The organism is Bacillus sp. FSL K6-0042 (assembly GCF_038006685.1).
Taxonomy (GTDB): Bacteria; Bacillota; Bacilli; order Bacillales; family Bacillaceae_G; genus Bacillus_A; species Bacillus_A pseudomycoides.
Window position 1 is genome coordinate 1,315,256 of sequence record NZ_JBBOVS010000001.1, and the last position, 18,333, is coordinate 1,333,588.

Genomic DNA, 18,333 nt, shown 5'->3' on the forward strand with positions numbered 1-18,333 from the left:
TCTAGCTTTTATTGATTAGTAATTATCTGAAACACCATTTTTGTCATCTAATACGATTGCAACACTTGCACTTGCACCGATTCTAGAAGCTCCAGCTTCAATCATTTTTTCTGCATCTTCACGTGTACGAACACCACCAGATGCTTTCACACCAACGTTTTCTCCAACTGTTTTACGCATTAATGCGATATCTTCAGCAGTTGCTCCACCAGTTGAGAATCCAGTTGAAGTTTTTACAAAATCAGCTCCAGCTTTTACAGATAATTCACAAGCACGAACTTTTTCTTCATCTGTTAATAAGCAAGTTTCAATAATAACTTTTACAAGTGCTTTTCCTTTTGCAGCTTCTACAACTTCACGAATATCGTTTTCAACAAATTCATTATCGCCATCTTTTAAAGCACCAACATTGATTACCATGTCTACTTCAGTTGCACCTTTTGCAATTACATCTTTCGTTTCAAATACTTTTGTTTCAGTTGTATTTGCACCTAAAGGGAATCCAATAACTGTACAAACATCCACATCATGGCCTGCTAATTCTTCAGCGGCTAATTTTACCCATGTAGGATTAATACAAACAGAAGCGAAATTATATTTCTTTGCTTCTTCTAAAACTTTCATAACATCTTCTTTTGTTGTATTCGGTTTTAAAACTGTATGATCAATTAATTTTGCAATGTTCATTTTCTTCACTCCTCATATCTTTTAACAACTTCATTCTAACTCCACTTTGAACAAATGTAAACGAACTTTTGAAATTTTGTTCAACATTTTTTGAGATATTGAAATAAGTTTTTAAAATTGACACAAAAAGGGCGCCGCCATATTAACAGCTCCCTCATAAAACACAAAATTTATTCATTCATAAAGTGAAACTTTAATTAGTGGGGGTTTTTTTCATCCCACTGATTATTAGCCCTCACCAATCGAGCTTTTACGGGCAGCTTATCTCCCACCCAACTTCTTTGCTTTTTCCCAATTTTAAGGTGGGAGTTTTACTGCCCGTTAATACGGGATAAAAAAATCTATTTCACAAATTTCTTATCCAAACCATTATTTCATCATGAAATTTTCATTGAAAAACGCACATGTTGCACAGCCACATACGAAAAGAAGGTTTCTCAAATTTATACTTTTGAGAAACCTTCTTTTTTAACCTTTTTTATAATTTAACAGTTCTTTCGCGGTATGCTGATCTATAATCAACACATTTGCATACCCACCGCTTAACGCACCATCAATTGCCTTCACTTTTCGAGAACCTCCAGCAACCAGAACAGAACGTTTCTTTAACCTTAATTCTTCTAAATCAATTCCAATTGTACGCTTATTAATTTCCTCACTACAAATATTACCGTCTCCATCAAAGAAGCGTGAACAAATGTCACCAACAGCTTGATTTTTCAATATGTCCATTTCGTTCTTATCCAAATAACCTAATCGAAATAATAACGCTTCATCTCGTACAGTTCCCACAGTAAAAATTGCAATGTTCGCTTGTTTTCCCATTTCAATAATGTGATGAATATGTCTATCCTGTTCTACTAATTCCTTTGTCACTGCATTATCAAAGATAACTGGGAGTGGCAAATTTCGAGGTGTCGTTTGAAAGGCATCTGCAAATAAAGCAATTGTTTCATTCGCATACGTATTAACACTTGAGTGACTAATACCCCCTTTTAATTGAACAACCTCTACCCCTTTTACATGTTGAGGCACAATTTTTCTCGCGATTTCATACATAGTGGTTCCCCAGCTCACACCAACGATATCACCATTTGTAACAGTCTTCTCCATATATTCAGCAGCATACTTACTAATATACTCCGTAATCGCCGTGTACTCTGGTACAGGGGAAAATAGGACGTGCGCTTCTAATAAATTATATTTTTCTTTAAGTAGGTTACCTACATTATCTAAATCAGCAAATGGATCCGCTATATGAATTTGAACAAACCCTTTTTCTTTCGCATATTTTAACAGTCTTGAAATGGTTGGTCTGGAGATATTCAATTTATTAGCAATTTCTTGTTGGCTATAATCAGATTGGTAGTATAATCTTGCAACTTCAACGCTTAGTTGTTGTTTTTCTTTATCCATACTAAATATATCCTTCCTTACATTTTCTATACTCAAATACATCATACTTACAAGCATTATACCGCTTTATTCCAGAAAATTCGACCATCTAAATTGATAGCCAACATTTTCAGAGTAACTGCATTCAAATTTATCACGCTATTTGTAGGCAGTAAGACTCCCACCTTAAAATTCGGCAAAAGTAATGAAGTTAGATGGGAGTCTTACTGCCCGTAAAAGCCTTCACTTTATTTATTTTGGAAAAAATCTCTATTAATAAATTTCTTTTTTCCGTCCCTTGAATTAAAGCATATGAGGTTCCTTAAACCTCTATTTATCCTCGTTTCAAACTTCAACCAAAACAAAAAATCAGTGGAGGCCACCCCACTGATTAGAGTCTTACTTTATTTCACTACATCCTCATGTAATTTTTCTGTATAATTCTTGACATCCTGCCAGCTATCTCTAGCTGTATTCAGATCTTCTTTAATAAAAGTAAACTCCTCAGGACTGATACTTTTTACATTTTGTAACAAGTTATTATACTTAGCACCAATTGTATACCACTGATTCGAAATATTTTGAAGAGAAGTAATGGCTGCATCAATTGTTTCCGTCATGTTTATTGTTTTATTTTTCACATCAGTCAAAATAGCTACCTCTGCCTGCGCCCCAGAAATTCTCGCCTTTAAATTTCCGATTTCTCTCTCTGCATTTGCAATATCTTTCTTGGCAACAGCAATCATTGGTCCACCTGCAAGACACGTAATTAACGCCGCGCAAAGCACTGACCCAGCAATCACCATATCATTACTTTTTTTAATTGAATCATTATAAGTATTGATTTGCTGCTGCAAAAGTGGAATTCCAGCATTCGTACTTGCTAAAATTGCTGTTAATTGATTTGCATCACCTTTAAAGCTTTTTGTATCTTCCGCCATTCTATTTCGAAACGTTTTTAGATTTTCTAATAGCTTATCCACTTCACTCTGATTAGTCAAAATGATATTGTATAATTTTTCTAAATCGGATTTCAATTTCTCTCTGTTTTTCTGGTCAACAGCTGCTATTAGACTGCTGTAATAAGATTGAAACGTCCCATTAAATTCCACTATATTTTGATCTGTTTTCATAATTTGAGGTTTCATTTCATCTAACCAATATGTTGCATTCGTTTTTTCCTCTTTTTGATGCTTAAGCATATTTTCTTTTAAATCACCATTTATTGAACTTATCTTACTCAAATCTGTTTCTTGTTGATTCCGAATTGTTTTCGCATACGAATCCATTGCAAATACACTAGATGTTGTTTGCGCCATTACATCTTGAAATCCAGCAGGACCAAGGGAATAGTTTTTATCACTTTCTTGTAATGAATGGATTTTTTTGGTTCTGCTGCAAGAGGATGCAATGGTACAATATTACTTGTCGTAACCCCAAGAACCATCATTGACAACATGATTTTCTTATAAAGCCTCTTATTCATATCTCCACCTACTTTGTATAAAGTACAACTTCTATCAGCTGAGATTCTCTTTATCTCAATCATTCTCTGTGTCTCTCTGTTCACGAATAATGAGATTAAAAATCTCCTGCTCAAAATTGAACAGGAGACCTGCATCCCATACTTTATATGTCCGAAAAAATTACCAAGTATCTCTATATAGAGCATTAGTGATTTATTACGCTTTTGTATCCACTACTTTAATAACTCATTTTCTCTTTTTATAAAAAAAGAAAATGAATTAATCATCCTCCTGATGAAAGCATTCCCTTTCTGCTCTTTTATTCATAGGTAGTAAGTCCCATCTATCTCCTATATTCATTACCTAAAAGCGAGCGATTACTGTACTCAATTAAATGGTAAAATTTACTGAAGAACCCTATTTTATTTCTACTTTTTGATTAGCAAAGTACGCTACAAACTACCACAGTGTCTACATCTATTACGCCTACGATAATAATATGCAATCGTAGCACCAAACAGAGCCAATCCCCAAATTGGCCATAATAACTCTGGACCTTCCAATGCCCATCCCCTATGATCTAAGCCCCCTTTATTAATAAAACCTCGGATGTACATCAAACCAGCTGAAGTAACCATAATGGAAACCAGTGAAGCCGGGATAATCGCTAATGAAAGAGGTACACGCTTACCAGAAACGAATGGAAACCAACGCGGAAAAATTTCTCCCCATCGCTGAATAAGCCCTAGCGTAAGAATTGCCCCTCCAAGCGCTACTGTTGCCAAAGACGCACCCATTAATCAAATTCCAGGTGAATCACGTTCAAAAGAATCAAGTAATTCTTTAGTCGTTCCTAGTGGAATGCCTATCGCCCAACACCATCTTGTTATGGAATAACAGATAGGAATTATAATAGCAATGTAAGTGCACCATTTCCCCCAAGATGCTGCTCAGGATTGTGATGTCCATTTAGAAGGATTACTATTTCGGCCACAATACAGACAAGCATTTCGTGTTTGACGTTGGTAGGCTAAAGCAGTAGTAATCCATAGAAAGGATCCGAGCATACTAACATATTGATTTACAACCGTCCCATACATCATATGTTCAAAAAAATTAGCTCCAGGTGGAAAATCAAATGGCGCTCCAACCAGAAAGACAATTCCATATGCCGTAGTCGCCAAAATACGGTAATCGATAACTGCAAATAATAGAATCGCTACTAACATATACACAAACGTAAGCAATATTATTCGGAAAAGTCCCTTGCCCCAGCCAAGAATCATCAGGACAGCTACAATGACTCCCATTAATCCAAATCCAACCATCATAGGTGCACCAATCTCAGGCCTCAAACCAGCTAGCATTGAATATTCAGAATGTGGATCCCCTTTCCCAAGTGGAAAACCTTTTCCTCCCAACGCCCAATACTGACCTAGTATCAAATACATCAATGACCAAATACCCGCAGTATACCCCATCCATTTGGGCCATAATGATAACCATCTAAAAATATGAATTCCGTTTTCGCTTTTTTTCTCAGTATTTAACAACATGAAAGAACAACTCCTTCTATTAGAAAGTTATAATACTAAAATCTTCTACAATATTTACACTGTCCCCGCCTTCTTTGATAATAAGCAATAGTTGCTAGCCCTAATGCTACTCCCCATGGAAGCCAAAATAGTGAAGGTCCTAATTCTCCCCAATTTCCAGTATTGATTGAACCGTCCAATATTTTCAAAATGATAATCGGACTTATTTTTAATCCCGCAAGAGTGATAAGAACAGATGCACATGTTGCCGGTATCACCGCGAACCAAATAGGAACACGTTTTCCAGCCAAATAAAGGAACCAACGAGGAAACTTTTCTCCCCACTTTTGGATAAGTCCCAATGTAAGAATAGCGCCGCATATAGGTAATCCACCAAGTACGGCCTCTATCAAACGTTCCGTAAATGATTGATTGCTAATTAATGTTGCTGCTGCATCACTTACTCCCAATGGAATCTCTGCAGCCCACGCTAAGCGGACAATACCATAAGGAAGTGCCATAACGATAGCAATGTAGGTTGCATATTTCCCCAAACTGTTTCCGGCAATTGATGTATTTTGAGTCCCCTTTTGGCGTCCGCAATTCACACAAGCTTCCCGGCTCCGCCTCTGATAGGCCAAAGCTGTTGCTCCCCACAAAAATCCTCCTACCATACATAGAAGTTGATTTATTACAGGCCAATCAATGAGTTGGAAATGTAGCATGAATGAATAAGCGAAATTCTGTAATACCCGGACATCAGGAATCACAAATACTAGAGTGATACTCATTATCCATGCGAAAATGAGCAGGACTGCACGTGGAATCATTTCCCCCCATATTCGGATTGTAGCCAATGCAGCGATTGCTCCAATCCCTCCAATGTAAGCGATTGTCACTCCTCCTACATCCGATCGTATGTTTGCTAAAAATGATCCCATCATAAACCCTCTTGAATCATTTTCACCAAAAGGAAATCCTGCGCCTCCTAAAGCCCAATAAAGCCCTAGAGATCCGTAAAAGAAGGACCAAACTGCAGTTATATAGGCAATCCATCGATGCCAATTTGATAGCAAAAAATTCCGCTTTCCCCTCCCATCTTTCAATGTATTTTGTGAATAGTGATCAGCCGACTTTCGTATATCATTTAATTTAAAAACCATATTCTTCAACTCCCTAGTGTATATTGATGAATAAGTTCATATTATGATAAGAAAGCCAGTTTGAAACGAATCCACAGAACTGTTTATAAACAGTTCTAGAGGTCTGTTTATAAAACAATTTTCATAGTCAAAGTTGCAGATTAACAAACTGGAAAGACGGAAAAATAAAAATACCAATTCCGCGTAATGGAATTGGTATAAGAAAATTTCTAATCTATATTAATAATTTTTTTCCTGATTCGGACGCATATACCCTTGTTCCCAAGCAAAAACAGCAGCTTTCGTTCGATCAAGCATATGAAGCTTACTTAAAATGTTACTAACATGGCCTTTAACTGTCTTTTCACTAATGAAAAGACCTTTAGCAATTTCAGCATTCGTGAGACCCCTAGCAATCAATCGTAATACTTCCAATTCTCGTTCACTCAGCTCGGAAAATGGATTAGGAGATGCCTGTTTCGTAGCACGAATCTCAGTAACAACCCGTGCAGCCACTCGTGGATGCATAATGGATTCGCCTTGTACGCCTCTCCTTACCGTTTCAACTAATTGATTAGGCTCAATGTCTTTAAGCACATATGATATTGCCCCTGCACGTAATGCTGGAAAAATGTACTCATCCTCATGATACGAAGTCAACACAATCACTTGAGAACGAGGACTAACTTGTTTAATCATTCGAATCGCCTCTATACCATTAGTACCTGGCATCACTAAATCCATTAGTACGATATCCGGCACAAGTTCAGCAGCTAGAGCCGTAGCAATTTCACCATTTTCTGCTTCTCCAACTACCTGAAAGTCAGATTGAATTGTGAATAGAGTATTCAATCCTTGTCTTACAATTGCGTGATCATCAACAATTAAAATCGAAATTGGATCTTCCTTCTCCATTTTCTATCCCCTCTTCTAAATAACAATCGGCATTCGGATTGGTATCTTCTCGAATATCTGTCTGTTTACATTGAACGGTAATTTTCACACCTTTCTTTATTTCACTTTGGATATCAATATCCCCCTTTAACGCATGCATCCGTTCACGCATAGAGGACAAACCTACTCCTTGTCGAGCTCCCCTTTGAATATCAAACCCACAACCATTATCATAAATAGAAAGAGTCACAACTTCTTCACAATCTAGATGAATCACTACCATATTTGCCTGACTGTGACGTGCAACATTATTCAGTGCCTCTTGTGTGATACGAAAAAATGTTTCTTCAATAATAGGAGATACTTGTTGCTGTCCACTTGTCTCCAAATTAACTATAATACCCGTTTGTTCTTGCCACATCCCCACATAATCTTTTAATGCATGTGCCAAATTCTTCCCCTCCAATGGGACAGGACGTAATTCCCGAATCAATACACTTAGCTCCCTCTGCGTTTGATGTAACAAGTTTTCTGCCTTTAACAAATGGCCTTTAGCGGTATCATCATCTTTTCCGATAAAAGATTTGCTAGTATTTAACCAGATAGATGTAGCAAACAGTTGCTGCTTAATACTATCATGTAGCTCACGAGCTAATCGATTGCGTTCCTCAAGTGTCGCTAAATCTTGCCGCACTCTAAGTAAGGTATGTAATTGTTTCGCCATTTGATTCAACTTACGTGCCAACTGCCCCAATTCATCCTTTGAAGGATCATGTATAAATGTTGTGAAATCTCCTTGACTCCATTGATCTGTAGAGTTTAATATCTTTTGAATACGACGAACGAGACTTCGAGAGGTGATAATTCCAAAGGTAATACCAACAATTGCTGCACCAATAAAGAAAGCTAAAATACTAAATCCAAAAAACTGAAAAGTAGCCCTCCAAAAATCGACCAAAGAAAAATGTATGTTTTCTGCTTTGACTACTAATACCCCAAGAACATCTTTCTCATTAGATAACGGAGCAACAATATATAAAACCCCACCTTTATGATAGCTATATGTTTTTAATTTACGTGCTTCGGATGGTTTCAGTGACAGAGCTGTATATATATTTTGATAAACTTTCGCAGGGAATTCTGCTTTAAAATCAATAAACTGGGGCACATTCTCTCCAGCACTTGCGAGTAATCTCCCGTTTGGATCAGTCACCACAGAAAATCCATCGAATTCAGTCCCTACTTCTATGGGCCAATCCTCTAAAGCCTTCTTCAGTTGATTTTGATTAATCAATGGTCCATTAAAGTTAGAAGATATATTTTGGGCCTGTATGCTTATCTGTTGTTCAAACATTTGGTCAGCATTATATTTCACTAGACTAAGTGAAATAAGAAAGCCTACCACTTCAAGGGTTAATAGAACACCAATGGTTGTTAACACGTAAAATAAAGTCAGTTTCCACTGCAAACGGTGGAAATATCGGACAAAACGAGGCAGAAATTTCATGTTCTTTTCTTCCTAATTGAAAATATAGTGACTATCGTATTGTTTAACTTTTATTAAAACCTACTCCCTACTATATGATATACATTATAATTTCATATCCCTCCCCCCCCAAGATTCTGCTTTATATAATTGATTTTAAATTACATTTTTCTTGATAAATCAAAGATTTCCTGGCATACTTTTAAAATTATTTGTGCACGAATATAGCCTCTCCTTACACTTCTATAAACCAAATCCTTTCCCTTCTTATCATTACTTCTTAAAAATGTAGATTGGGATGGAGAAACATATATAAACTATACCCTTTTACTTAATGGAGAATGTAGATGTGGAAAATTCATTTTTGGAATAATATTCTTAAAGGAAAAATCAAAAACTATATATCTTTATTGTATTAATTAAAGACATTCATAAAATATGGATAATCATTTAAAAAACCGAGGTCGTTCAAAGAATTGGTGAAAATAAACGGGAGGAATTTTAACAACGTTAGGAAAAATAAATTTTGGGATCGTAAACAGCTTCGAAATACCAAATTTAAAACAAAGATTAGGTATACAATCTATTAATATAAAAAGGTAGCTCTACATAAGTAAAGCTACCTTAGAAATTGTTTGTTCTATAATCTTTATTTTTTCAAATGATAAGGTACCGTCGTAATAACTACATTTCTCTTATACAGCAAGAATGCGCGAATCAGTAAGCTCGATTGATTATGAAGAATATTGTGCCAACCTTTCTTAGGAATAAATTGCGGTATTACTACAGTAACCCGATAATTTGATTCGTTAGCTTTATATTGAACTGTATCAATAAATTTAGTTAGCGGCTGAATAATACTTCTGTAATGAGAATGTAGTGTCACCAGCCTAACTCCAGGCTGCCATTTCTTCCATTTTTCTTCAAACTTCTTCTCATCTTCTCTTTCAAAAGAAACATAAACAGCTATGACCTGATCTGGTGAAAGGGATTTAGCATAATTTAATGAGTTCTCTACTACATGAGTCATGCCAGCAACAGGAACAATGATTACATTCCCTTGAATCGGCACAATTGGTTCACAAGTTCTAAGACTTAATTGATCACCTACTGCTTCATAATGCTTTCTAATTCGATGAAAAACAATGATAATGACAGGTAAGAAAATTAACACTGTCCAAACTTGTGCAAACTTAGTTAAAAAGAACATACTCATAACTATAAAACTAATAATAGCACCCGTTAAATTAATCGTTAATTTTAAAATCCACCCTTTAGGCTTTTCACGAATCCATTTTACCACCATTCCAGACTGGGACAACGTAAATGGAATAAACACGCCTACTGCATAAAGTGGAATGAGATGTTCCGTTTGCCCTTGGAAAGCAATAATTAAAAGAATTGAAGCAATTCCAAGTATGATAATTCCATTTGAATACCCTAATCGGTCTCCTCTAACTGTAAACATTCTAGGTATAAACTTATCTTTTGCAAGATTAACTGCTAGTAAAGGAAAAGCAGAATAACCAGTATTAGCAGCAAGTATTAATATCAACGCTGTTGTTCCTTGAATAAAGAAATACATGAAGTTCCGTCCAAATGTTTCTTCGGCAATTTGTGAAACAACTGTTACCTCTTCACTTGGAGTAACACCATAATAGTAAGCTAAATATACGATTCCTGAAAATAACACTGCAAGTAAGGAGCCCATCGCAAGTAACGTTTTAGCAGCATTTTTAGGAGCCGGATCTTTAAAGTTTGGAATCGCATTGGAAATGGCTTCAACACCTGTCAAAGCAGAACTACCTGATGCAAATGCTCTTAAGAGTAAAAACAAACTAACCCCTGCTACTGGTGTACCAATTGGTGTATGCAAATTAGGTGAGACTTCACCTGTTACAATGTTGTATATACCTACACCGATTAATATAAATAACGCTAAAACAAATAAATAAACGGGATAAGCTAAAACAGAAGCTGATTCCGTTACTCCTCTTAAGTTCAAAATTGTAATAAATAAGACAAAGATAATAGCAATAACCACATTATGAGCATGTAGACTAGGAAAAGCAGATGTAAGTGCATCTGTACCTGCAGATACACTTACTGCCACCGTTAAAATGTAGTCTACTAATAAGGAACCTCCAGCTATTAACCCTGGATTCACACCTAAATTTTCTTTTGATACTACATACGCTCCTCCCCCATGAGGATACGCAAAAATAATTTGTCTATAAGACAAAATTAGAGCTGTTAGCAAAACTAAGACTCCTATTGCGATTGGAATAGAATACCAAAATGCTAACGCCCCCACTGTAGATAGAGCAATTAATATTTGCTCCGGACCATAGGCAACCGATGATAATGCGTCAGAAGATAGAATCGCTAACGCTTTCGTTTTATTAAGCTTTTGCTCTCCTAATTCGGTTGATTTTAATGGTCTTCCAATTAAAAACCTCTTTATAGTTGAAACCACTGCTGTCCACTCTCCAATAACTTTGTACGTACATTTCTCTTTTAGTCAAATTAATATACTATTTTTCAGAAAACAAAAAATGTCTACAAGCCATAACAAATAGACTTGTAGACATTAATTTTTTTGTCGCACAAGCTCCACCTTCCTTCTCATATAACGCTTACGAGGTTAGCTGTCGGATTCGGGCCTGTGAGTAGCCCTACCTCTTTTGCAAGGATTCACCCCTTGAATTATATATCAATCCACAAAAACGGTTCCCCCGTACCATCAGGTTTCAGCGATTTAGAAATTCGAAACTGTCGATTATCATACTCCCTTATTTAGAAAAAGTAAACAAAAATTTTTAAACAATAGCTTAAATTTTTAGAAATAGAAAAATTGTGATGATTATATAGGATATTACTTCGTAAATGAATATAATGCATCATATAAAATTAGCTTTTGAAGTTTTTACACCACAATCAAATTATTTATATATACGCTATCTATTAATGAATAGACTTCACCTTTTTTCAATTACAGTATACATATATCTAGACCCATCGATTACTTCTATCAGTTCCCCTATTAATACTCCTATTGTTCGAAATATTAAATCTAAAACCCGTTTTATTTGTAGGATTTCCTTACTTTTTGTCGAATATATTCAATAGGAGGAGGAATATTACATGATTTTCAAAGGATTCTTCATTAATCTATCCATTTTTGCTTTCCTAGTTAGCTCAGCTATATTTATTCGAGTGTTGATTTTGAATATTAATTCTAAATTAAACCAGCTATATGGAGGAGTAGTTGCCGGTATCATAGCTGCTATTTTGATGGTCTTTAATTTTAAGCACATGGGATTGTTTTATGATCTCCGAATGGCTCCTCTTATAATTTCGTACATTTATTTTGGTCGTACGGCTGGTTGGATTACAATAACATTTATTATAATTATGCGCATTTTCTATCTTGGTGGTAATTGGGGACCATCTTTGATTGTGTCTTTAGGAATAGCTACTATATATACTATTTTTGAAACATATCTCAAGAAGCTTCATCCCTTTAAGAGAGTCTTTCTCTATCTAGCTGTTTATATAGCTATGATCCATTTGGTATTCGGGTTCTTTTTTCCTTCTATACCTCTTATACTTTTTGACATTCAAGGTACATTATTTATATCTTCTGGACTATTGATCAGTATTTTTCTTATGGAGTCCTATCAAAAATTATATTATTTAACACAAAATTTAACTAAAGCGAATGAAACATTACTAGAATCCAAGCAAGAATTAAGGGATACCGTACATGAATTGCAAGGAGGTATTTTTAAATTTAAAAAAGAAAATGGGGATTTTATCCACACTTTATGTGATGGGCAGTTATTTTATCACCATGGGTTTCACTCCAAACAAGTGGTAGGAAAAAGTTTACTGACCATAGATTCTTCCATTGTTCCATTTCATTTACTTCCTCGACTATTAAAATATTATCAACAGGCATGGGATGGTGAAGAAGTCAATTTCGAACTGCCATGGCCAAATGATGAGACTATTATCCTTTTCTCTCTTAGGCCTGTTAAACGAGAAGGAACAGTTATTGAGGTAGTTGGTTCTACTGTTGATATAACGAAAAGAAAAAATGCGGAAGATGAACTAAAGGTGACGAAAGAACGGCTGGAATCATTTATAAATCATAACGTAGATGCTATCACTATATTTGATTTAGACGGACACATGATACAAGCCAATAAAGCTTATGAAAAGATATTTGGATGGTCAGAAAAAGAAATCTTGGGGGAAAAATTACCTTGCGTACCAGATTTTTTAATGGATCAAACTCTAGAAAATATTAAAAACATTACCGCAAAAGATCCTCTTATTACTAAGTTAGAAACAGTGCGACAACGCAAGGACAAAACTCTCATTGATGTAAGCTTGACGGTTTCACCCATTCTAGATTTAAGGGGCAATGTAATTGCTTTATCAGGAATTTGTAGAGACATTTCTGAAAGGAAACAAGCAGAAAGAGAACTCCATCGATTACATCAACAATTAAAAGACAGTGAAATGAAATACCGTGCACTAATCGAACAAGCAACTGACGCAGTATATGTAGTAGAGCTGAATGAGGATCAACTTCCAACAGGATTTATAGAGGTAAATCCTGTTGGGTGTAAAAGATTTGGATATAGTAGAGAAGAGCTTCTCTCGATGCCATTTTCTAGTACCGTTCCGCCAGATTCTCCAATGGTCAAAAGAGTAATAGAAAAAATTAGAGAAGGGCAAACTTCTTTCACTTTGCAAGATGAATTTGTTTTTCCAACAGGAAAAACAATAACAACTGAGTTTGGTGTCCGTGTTTTTAACTTGAATGGCAAAAACGTTTTCTTAAGTATCTCTCGAGATATCACGGAACGGTTAAAAACAGAAGAATTATTAAGAAAATCGGAAAAACTTGCTGTAGTAGGTCAATTAGCCACTGCAATTGCCCATGAAATTAACAATCCTTTAACAGCAATGAAAGGATTCATGCATTTACTAAAATCAACAGAAAATAAGGACAATGAGCATTATATAGATATCGTGTTATCAGAGATTGAGCGAATAGACAGTATTACAAATGAATTTATGGCGCTAGCAAAGCCTCAGGCGTTAGAAATTAAAACAAATGATCTTAATGTATTAATGGAACAAGTTGTAATGATACTTCAGCCTCAAGCAATGATGAACAACATACAAATTACAACTGAGTTTACATCTGATACTTCATTCATCCTTTGTGAAGGAAATCAATTAAAGCAAGTTTTTATAAATATCTTAAAAAATGCGATTGAAGCGACAGCAATGGGAGGGGAAATCTTGATTCAAATCGAATATATACCTGATAAAAACCAGGTAAACATTCGATTTACTGATTACGGATGCGGAATTGAAAAAGATCGTATACCTTATCTAGGAGAGCCATTTTATAGTATTAAAGAAGATGGTATCGGTTTAGGATTAATGATCTGTTATAAAATGATTGAAAAGCACCAAGGAAAGATACTTATTGACAGCGAAGTGGGGAAAGGAACAATAGTTAATATAAATCTTCCCATAGCTACTCTCAAAAATTAAAGCTCTTATTCATCTTTTTAGGTACACCCTTTCACCATGAAATGAAAAAGAAAAACATCTCAAAAACGAAAAAGTTTCTTTTCTATAGTTTAGAAAAAGAAACTTTTTCGCTTTTGAATATTATAAATAATTTGTTTTTCGAAGGCAAAGAACAATATCTATTAGAAGCTGGTGATGGTGTAAAAATACTAGCAAATTTGAAACATAAATGGGAAAATTTTTAGATATGGTGAATTATTCCTAGAATCGTTGCCGTATCTTAATAAGGTCATCCTTGTCGTACAGACAATTGGTATACCAAACATGATTGTAATACACAGATCGATCAAATGAACTTAATAGAAAAAGAAAGAGAGGACCTTTCTAGTAAGAGCTCCTCTCTTTTCATATTAATTTGTGTCATGTATAAGTTTATTTCTTATTGATTCACGTACGTATCAAACCATAAATGGATATATCCATCTGTAATACGCTGTGCTTCCATTAAACGTTTTCCCGTTACCGGTGTTACTTCAGCACGCCATTTAGCAGCAGAATTTTGTGATACAGCTGCTTTTAGGAACCAACCTTTCATTGAACTTTAAGGTGAGAGTCTTACTATCGGCGAATAGCGGGATAAAATATTGAATGTTCATATACAATTACCTAAAATGAATATTTTATTAAAAAGTGAAGCTATCCCAAAAAGAATCACCGCAAAAAAGTAGCCTGCAATTGCACTCCAATAAACAAAACGTGCAAATTTAATTTGGAACGTATCACCTTTTTTGCAAGGTTTACCGAACATAACTTGGACAAATTTAATCAATGCAATCACCTCTCCTTATGCTGTAGCTTGTTTCAAGAGACAACAAGCCAATTATATCTCATTTACAGTAACTCACTTGGAAATGTCTCCTCAAAAATCCGTCACACCAGCAGGTCTACGAATCTCTCTATAGACTGTTGGAATGTTCGCTTACAGCATCTCTTCATAAACTTTTAAATTTTGATAAATAATTTTTAACAATGGCGCATCTATATGAAATTGTTTTGCTAATTTCAGCAAATATCCTTGTAAGTACTCCCCCTCGATAGGTGAATCTTTCTCCATATCCCGCTGCATAGAAGATTTCATATCATATGAAATCTTATCAATCGTCTTCATATGTTCGTCAACACTATTATCCTGAATTGGGGCTCCAGATGCTTTCATAATCTGTGCTGCTTCTTCAAATAAATTCCGAATCAAGTCCCGTCCCCCATCACTTTCACGGATTGGTCCTATTGGTGCGCGCATTAGCGTAGTCACACCTGACATAACAGTAATAAATAAATATTTATGCCACATATCTTGCACGATATGATTACTCAAAACAAAACTTGCTTTTGTACCCTTTAATGTATTGGCAATCCCATATATTCGCTCTGTATGTAGATGTTTAATTTTCCTAAATACAAGTCGGTCAGCAGAGCTAGTTTGAACAACATCTCCCTCACCGTTTAATGTTGTTTCAATAAAACACAAACCTCCAATAACTTTATCCTCACCAAATACCCGTTGTAATGCAGATAGATGGGCTATACCATTTAGTAGTGGTATAATAATTGTGTTCTCACCAACAAATGGCTTCAAATCGTTTATTGCTTCTTCTAAATGATAAGTTTTTGTTGAAAATAAAATTAAATCGAATGGATCTGCGGATTCAGTTTTTGTGATTAATTGTGGTATAAAGGAGAAATCTCCATTTATGCTACGAATAACAAGACCATTTTTCTCAAGCTGTTGTTTTCGCCCACTACGAACGAGAAAAGTAACGTCTTCCCCTTTTTCTACTAAACGGCCTCCAAAATATCCTCCGACTCCTCCAGCTCCTAGTACTAAAATACGCATATAGAACTCCCCTTTTCCAAACATGAAAATTTCACTTCCTTGTAGCATAACTATATTATACATCTGACTCGTTAATTAAACAGAAGATTCAACTTTTTAATAAGGTTTTATTTTAAAAATTATGTATTATAAACTTAGTAAAGACTTGTATAGTTAGAAAGGATGAGAAGAAATGCAATATCCAATGTTCTTATCTAAAAGATTAACAATACGCCCATTTGAATTAGATGATGCTCCGAGAGTTCAAGAATTAGCAGGCGATAAAGAGGTTACGAAAACTACTACAATTATTCCTCACCCTTATCCAGATGGCTGGGCAGAAGAGTGGATTACCTCTACTCATACAGCTATGGATAAGGGAGACAGTTTTCACTTTGCAATGGTTAATGAGCAAAATATGCTCATCGGTTGTATTTACCTTTTTATTAACAAAAAACACAATAAAGGAGAATTAGGATACTGGCTGGGTAAATCATATTGGGGTAAAGGATACTGCACGGAAGCCGGTCAGGTCATCATTACATATGCATTTGAAGAATTACAGCTAAATCGTATTTACGCCGATGCTTTCACTAAAAACCCAGCTTCTTCTAAAGTTATGCAAAAATTAGGCTTGAAATATGAAGGCACATTTAAACAAAGTTGTTTGTACTGGGGAGTTTATGAAGATACTGTTGTTTATGGTTTAACAAGATCTGATTATAACAAAAGTAAGTAGCTTCTCTTCTTTTTAGAAATTCAAGAACTATATATAAGCTACTGCAAACAAGCAATGTGTAGTCTTTTTCATTATCTAAATAGAAATTTTAAAAACGGATCCTCTCTTTTACGATTAGATCCGCTTTTTTATTAAAATGAAATATTATCCTAGTTTAACTTTATTTTCTTCTTCAATTTTTTCTAATGCAGTAGCCACTTGCTCTTCTGTTAATTCATGTTCTTTTACATAACGGTTACGCGGGTGAACACGGCATTCGTGTGAACATGCACGTAAATATTTCTCTTCATTTTCTTCCAAGCATAAGATTTGTTTGTTACATTCTGGATTTGCACAATTTACATATCGCTCACATGGTTCTTTTGTAAAGTGGTCTTTACCAACAATAACATGTTCTTTTTGGTTTACTGGTACACCAATACGCTCATCGAATACGTAACATTGTCCATCCCATAGTTCACCTTGCACTTCAGGGTCTTTTCCGTACGTTACAATCCCGCCGTGAAGCTGACTTACATCCTCAAATCCTTCACGCACTAACCAGCCTGAAAACTTCTCACAGCGAATACCACCTGTACAATATGTTAAAATCTTTTTACCTTCGAACATTTCCTTATTTTCATCAATCCAATCTGGTAATTCGCGGAATGATTTAATATCAGGTTTAATCGCGCCTCTAAAATGCCCTAGCTCATATTCATAATCATTTCTTGCATCTATGATAACTGTATTTTCTTCCTTCATTGCTTCATAAAACTCTTTTGCTTCTAAATACTTACCTGTTGTTTCTTTCGGATTGATATCATCTTCTAAACGAAGTGTAACAAGCTCTGAACGAGGGCGCACATGCATTTTTTTGAACGCATGTTCATCAGCTTCATCCACTTTAAACACGATTCCAGTAAAACGTGGGTCGTTCTTCATTGCTTCCATATATTTCTCTGTTTGTTCAATAGTACCTGAAGCAGTTCCATTAATTCCTTCTCCTGCTACAAGAATTCTTCCTTTTAACTCAAGTGAATTACAAAATTCTAAATGCTGAGCAGCAAATTCTTCCGGATTCTCAATTGTAGTGTACATGTAGTACAGTAACACTCTGTATGGTTTTGTATTTGACATTTTATTTTTACCACCTATCTAATTCGATATTTTAAAATCATGTATAAGTTAACGATCATATCGGAACATATAAGAATAAGAAAAGATATGTTAACTATTGTTCAAATAACTTTCTCCTATTTGTAATGTTTTCCTATAAGTTAACGCAAATGAAAAACGAGATTACATCACAATCCAATAGAGTTGTGATGTAATCCCAATATATTATATAACATACAAATTGGTTTCCAGCAATTAATATGCTGTGTTCTCTATTTTATCATTGAAAAACATGCCTTTTTCTAATCCATATTATAGATTAACTCTCTTTATCCACCTAAACTCCAAAAAGTTACAACTACATATTCGATGTTTTATTCATTTTTGTTAAATAATTATCTATTCCTCAATTCTAGCACACCTTTTATTGTACACTGTCATATAATTTGCATTAAGGAAACA

At 35.1% G+C, this 18,333-nt stretch carries 10 protein-coding genes, 3 pseudogenes and 1 riboswitch; of the genes and pseudogenes, 2 read left to right on the forward strand and 11 right to left on the reverse strand.

Annotated elements, in window-relative coordinates; translation table 11 throughout:
* Positions 1–15: 15 nt before the first annotated feature.
* The 8 genes and pseudogenes from deoC to MHH45_RS06965 all read right to left on the reverse strand — a co-directional run bounded on the left by deoC (position 16) and on the right by MHH45_RS06965 (position 11,081).
* Positions 16–687, reverse strand: a complete 672-nt coding sequence (gene deoC / locus MHH45_RS06930; protein ID WP_088094425.1) for a deoxyribose-phosphate aldolase — start codon at positions 685–687, stop codon at positions 16–18.
* 468 nt (positions 688–1,155) lie between these two features.
* Positions 1,156–2,103 (reverse strand): sugar-binding transcriptional regulator, encoded by a 948-nt coding sequence (locus tag MHH45_RS06935; RefSeq protein ID WP_088094426.1) that lies wholly within the window; start codon positions 2,101–2,103, stop codon positions 1,156–1,158.
* Between the two features lie 383 nt (positions 2,104–2,486).
* Positions 2,487–3,568 (reverse strand): annotated as a pseudogene (gene nheC / locus MHH45_RS06940) (non-hemolytic enterotoxin subunit C).
* Between the two features lie 432 nt (positions 3,569–4,000).
* Positions 4,001–5,101, reverse strand: a pseudogene (locus MHH45_RS06945) (hypothetical protein).
* Positions 5,102–5,139: 38 nt separating this feature from the next.
* On the reverse strand, positions 5,140–6,246 hold the full coding sequence (locus MHH45_RS06950; RefSeq protein ID WP_088094427.1) for a hypothetical protein: 1,107 nt from the start codon (positions 6,244–6,246) through the stop codon (positions 5,140–5,142).
* 219 nt (positions 6,247–6,465) lie between these two features.
* Positions 6,466–7,140, reverse strand: coding sequence for a response regulator (locus MHH45_RS06955; protein ID WP_088094428.1), 675 nt, complete (start codon positions 7,138–7,140; stop codon positions 6,466–6,468).
* Complete coding sequence (locus tag MHH45_RS06960) at positions 7,103–8,626, reverse strand: sensor histidine kinase (RefSeq protein ID WP_088094429.1); 1,524 nt, start codon at positions 8,624–8,626, stop codon at positions 7,103–7,105. Before MHH45_RS06960 ends, MHH45_RS06955 begins: the two co-directional genes overlap by 38 nt.
* A gap of 628 nt (positions 8,627–9,254) precedes the next feature.
* Positions 9,255–11,081: an APC family permease gene (locus MHH45_RS06965; RefSeq protein ID WP_016114433.1), complete on the reverse strand. Its 1,827-nt coding sequence runs from the start codon at positions 11,079–11,081 to the stop codon at positions 9,255–9,257.
* A 141-nt stretch (positions 11,082–11,222) separates the two neighbouring features.
* A riboswitch (cyclic di-AMP (ydaO/yuaA leader) is annotated at positions 11,223–11,371 on the reverse strand.
* 378 nt (positions 11,372–11,749) lie between these two features.
* Here MHH45_RS06965 and MHH45_RS06970 point away from each other — a divergent pair.
* Positions 11,750–14,182 (forward strand): PAS domain S-box protein, encoded by a 2,433-nt coding sequence (locus MHH45_RS06970; RefSeq protein WP_088094430.1) that lies wholly within the window; start codon positions 11,750–11,752, stop codon positions 14,180–14,182.
* A 418-nt stretch (positions 14,183–14,600) separates the two neighbouring features.
* On the opposite strand, the pseudogene MHH45_RS06975 reads toward MHH45_RS06970, so the two are convergent.
* Both MHH45_RS06975 and MHH45_RS06980 read right to left on the reverse strand, forming a co-directional pair.
* A pseudogene (locus tag MHH45_RS06975) lies at positions 14,601–14,753 on the reverse strand (phospholipase); the annotation flags it as partial.
* A 387-nt stretch (positions 14,754–15,140) separates the two neighbouring features.
* Positions 15,141–16,055, reverse strand: a complete 915-nt coding sequence (locus MHH45_RS06980; RefSeq protein WP_088094435.1) for a ketopantoate reductase family protein — start codon at positions 16,053–16,055, stop codon at positions 15,141–15,143.
* 172 nt (positions 16,056–16,227) lie between these two features.
* On the opposite strand from MHH45_RS06980, the gene MHH45_RS06985 reads away from it, so the two are divergent.
* Positions 16,228–16,773, forward strand: coding sequence for a GNAT family N-acetyltransferase (locus tag MHH45_RS06985; RefSeq protein ID WP_088094432.1), 546 nt, complete (start codon positions 16,228–16,230; stop codon positions 16,771–16,773).
* A 144-nt stretch (positions 16,774–16,917) separates the two neighbouring features.
* On the opposite strand, the gene trhO is transcribed toward MHH45_RS06985, so the two are convergent.
* Positions 16,918–17,892: an oxygen-dependent tRNA uridine(34) hydroxylase TrhO gene (gene trhO / locus MHH45_RS06990; RefSeq protein ID WP_088094433.1), complete on the reverse strand. Its 975-nt coding sequence runs from the start codon at positions 17,890–17,892 to the stop codon at positions 16,918–16,920.
* Between the last annotated feature and the right edge of the window lie 441 nt (positions 17,893–18,333).

What these genes read in the sequence shown, in the direction of transcription:
- trhO (WP_088094433.1), bottom strand. Translation starts at nt 17,892, where the DNA reads ATGTCAAATACAAAACCATACAGAGTGTTACTGTACTACATGTACACT.
- MHH45_RS06955 (WP_088094428.1), bottom strand. Translation starts at nt 7,140, where the DNA reads ATGGAGAAGGAAGATCCAATTTCGATTTTAATTGTTGATGATCACGCA.
- MHH45_RS06980 (WP_088094435.1), bottom strand. Translation starts at nt 16,055, where the DNA reads ATGCGTATTTTAGTACTAGGAGCTGGAGGAGTCGGAGGATATTTTGGA.
- MHH45_RS06985 (WP_088094432.1), top strand. Translation starts at nt 16,228, where the DNA reads ATGCAATATCCAATGTTCTTATCTAAAAGATTAACAATACGCCCATTT.
- MHH45_RS06960 (WP_088094429.1), bottom strand. Translation starts at nt 8,626, where the DNA reads ATGAAATTTCTGCCTCGTTTTGTCCGATATTTCCACCGTTTGCAGTGG.
- MHH45_RS06970 (WP_088094430.1), top strand. Translation starts at nt 11,750, where the DNA reads ATGATTTTCAAAGGATTCTTCATTAATCTATCCATTTTTGCTTTCCTA.
- MHH45_RS06935 (WP_088094426.1), bottom strand. Translation starts at nt 2,103, where the DNA reads ATGGATAAAGAAAAACAACAACTAAGCGTTGAAGTTGCAAGATTATAC.
- MHH45_RS06950 (WP_088094427.1), bottom strand. Translation starts at nt 6,246, where the DNA reads ATGGTTTTTAAATTAAATGATATACGAAAGTCGGCTGATCACTATTCA.
- deoC (WP_088094425.1), bottom strand. Translation starts at nt 687, where the DNA reads ATGAACATTGCAAAATTAATTGATCATACAGTTTTAAAACCGAATACA.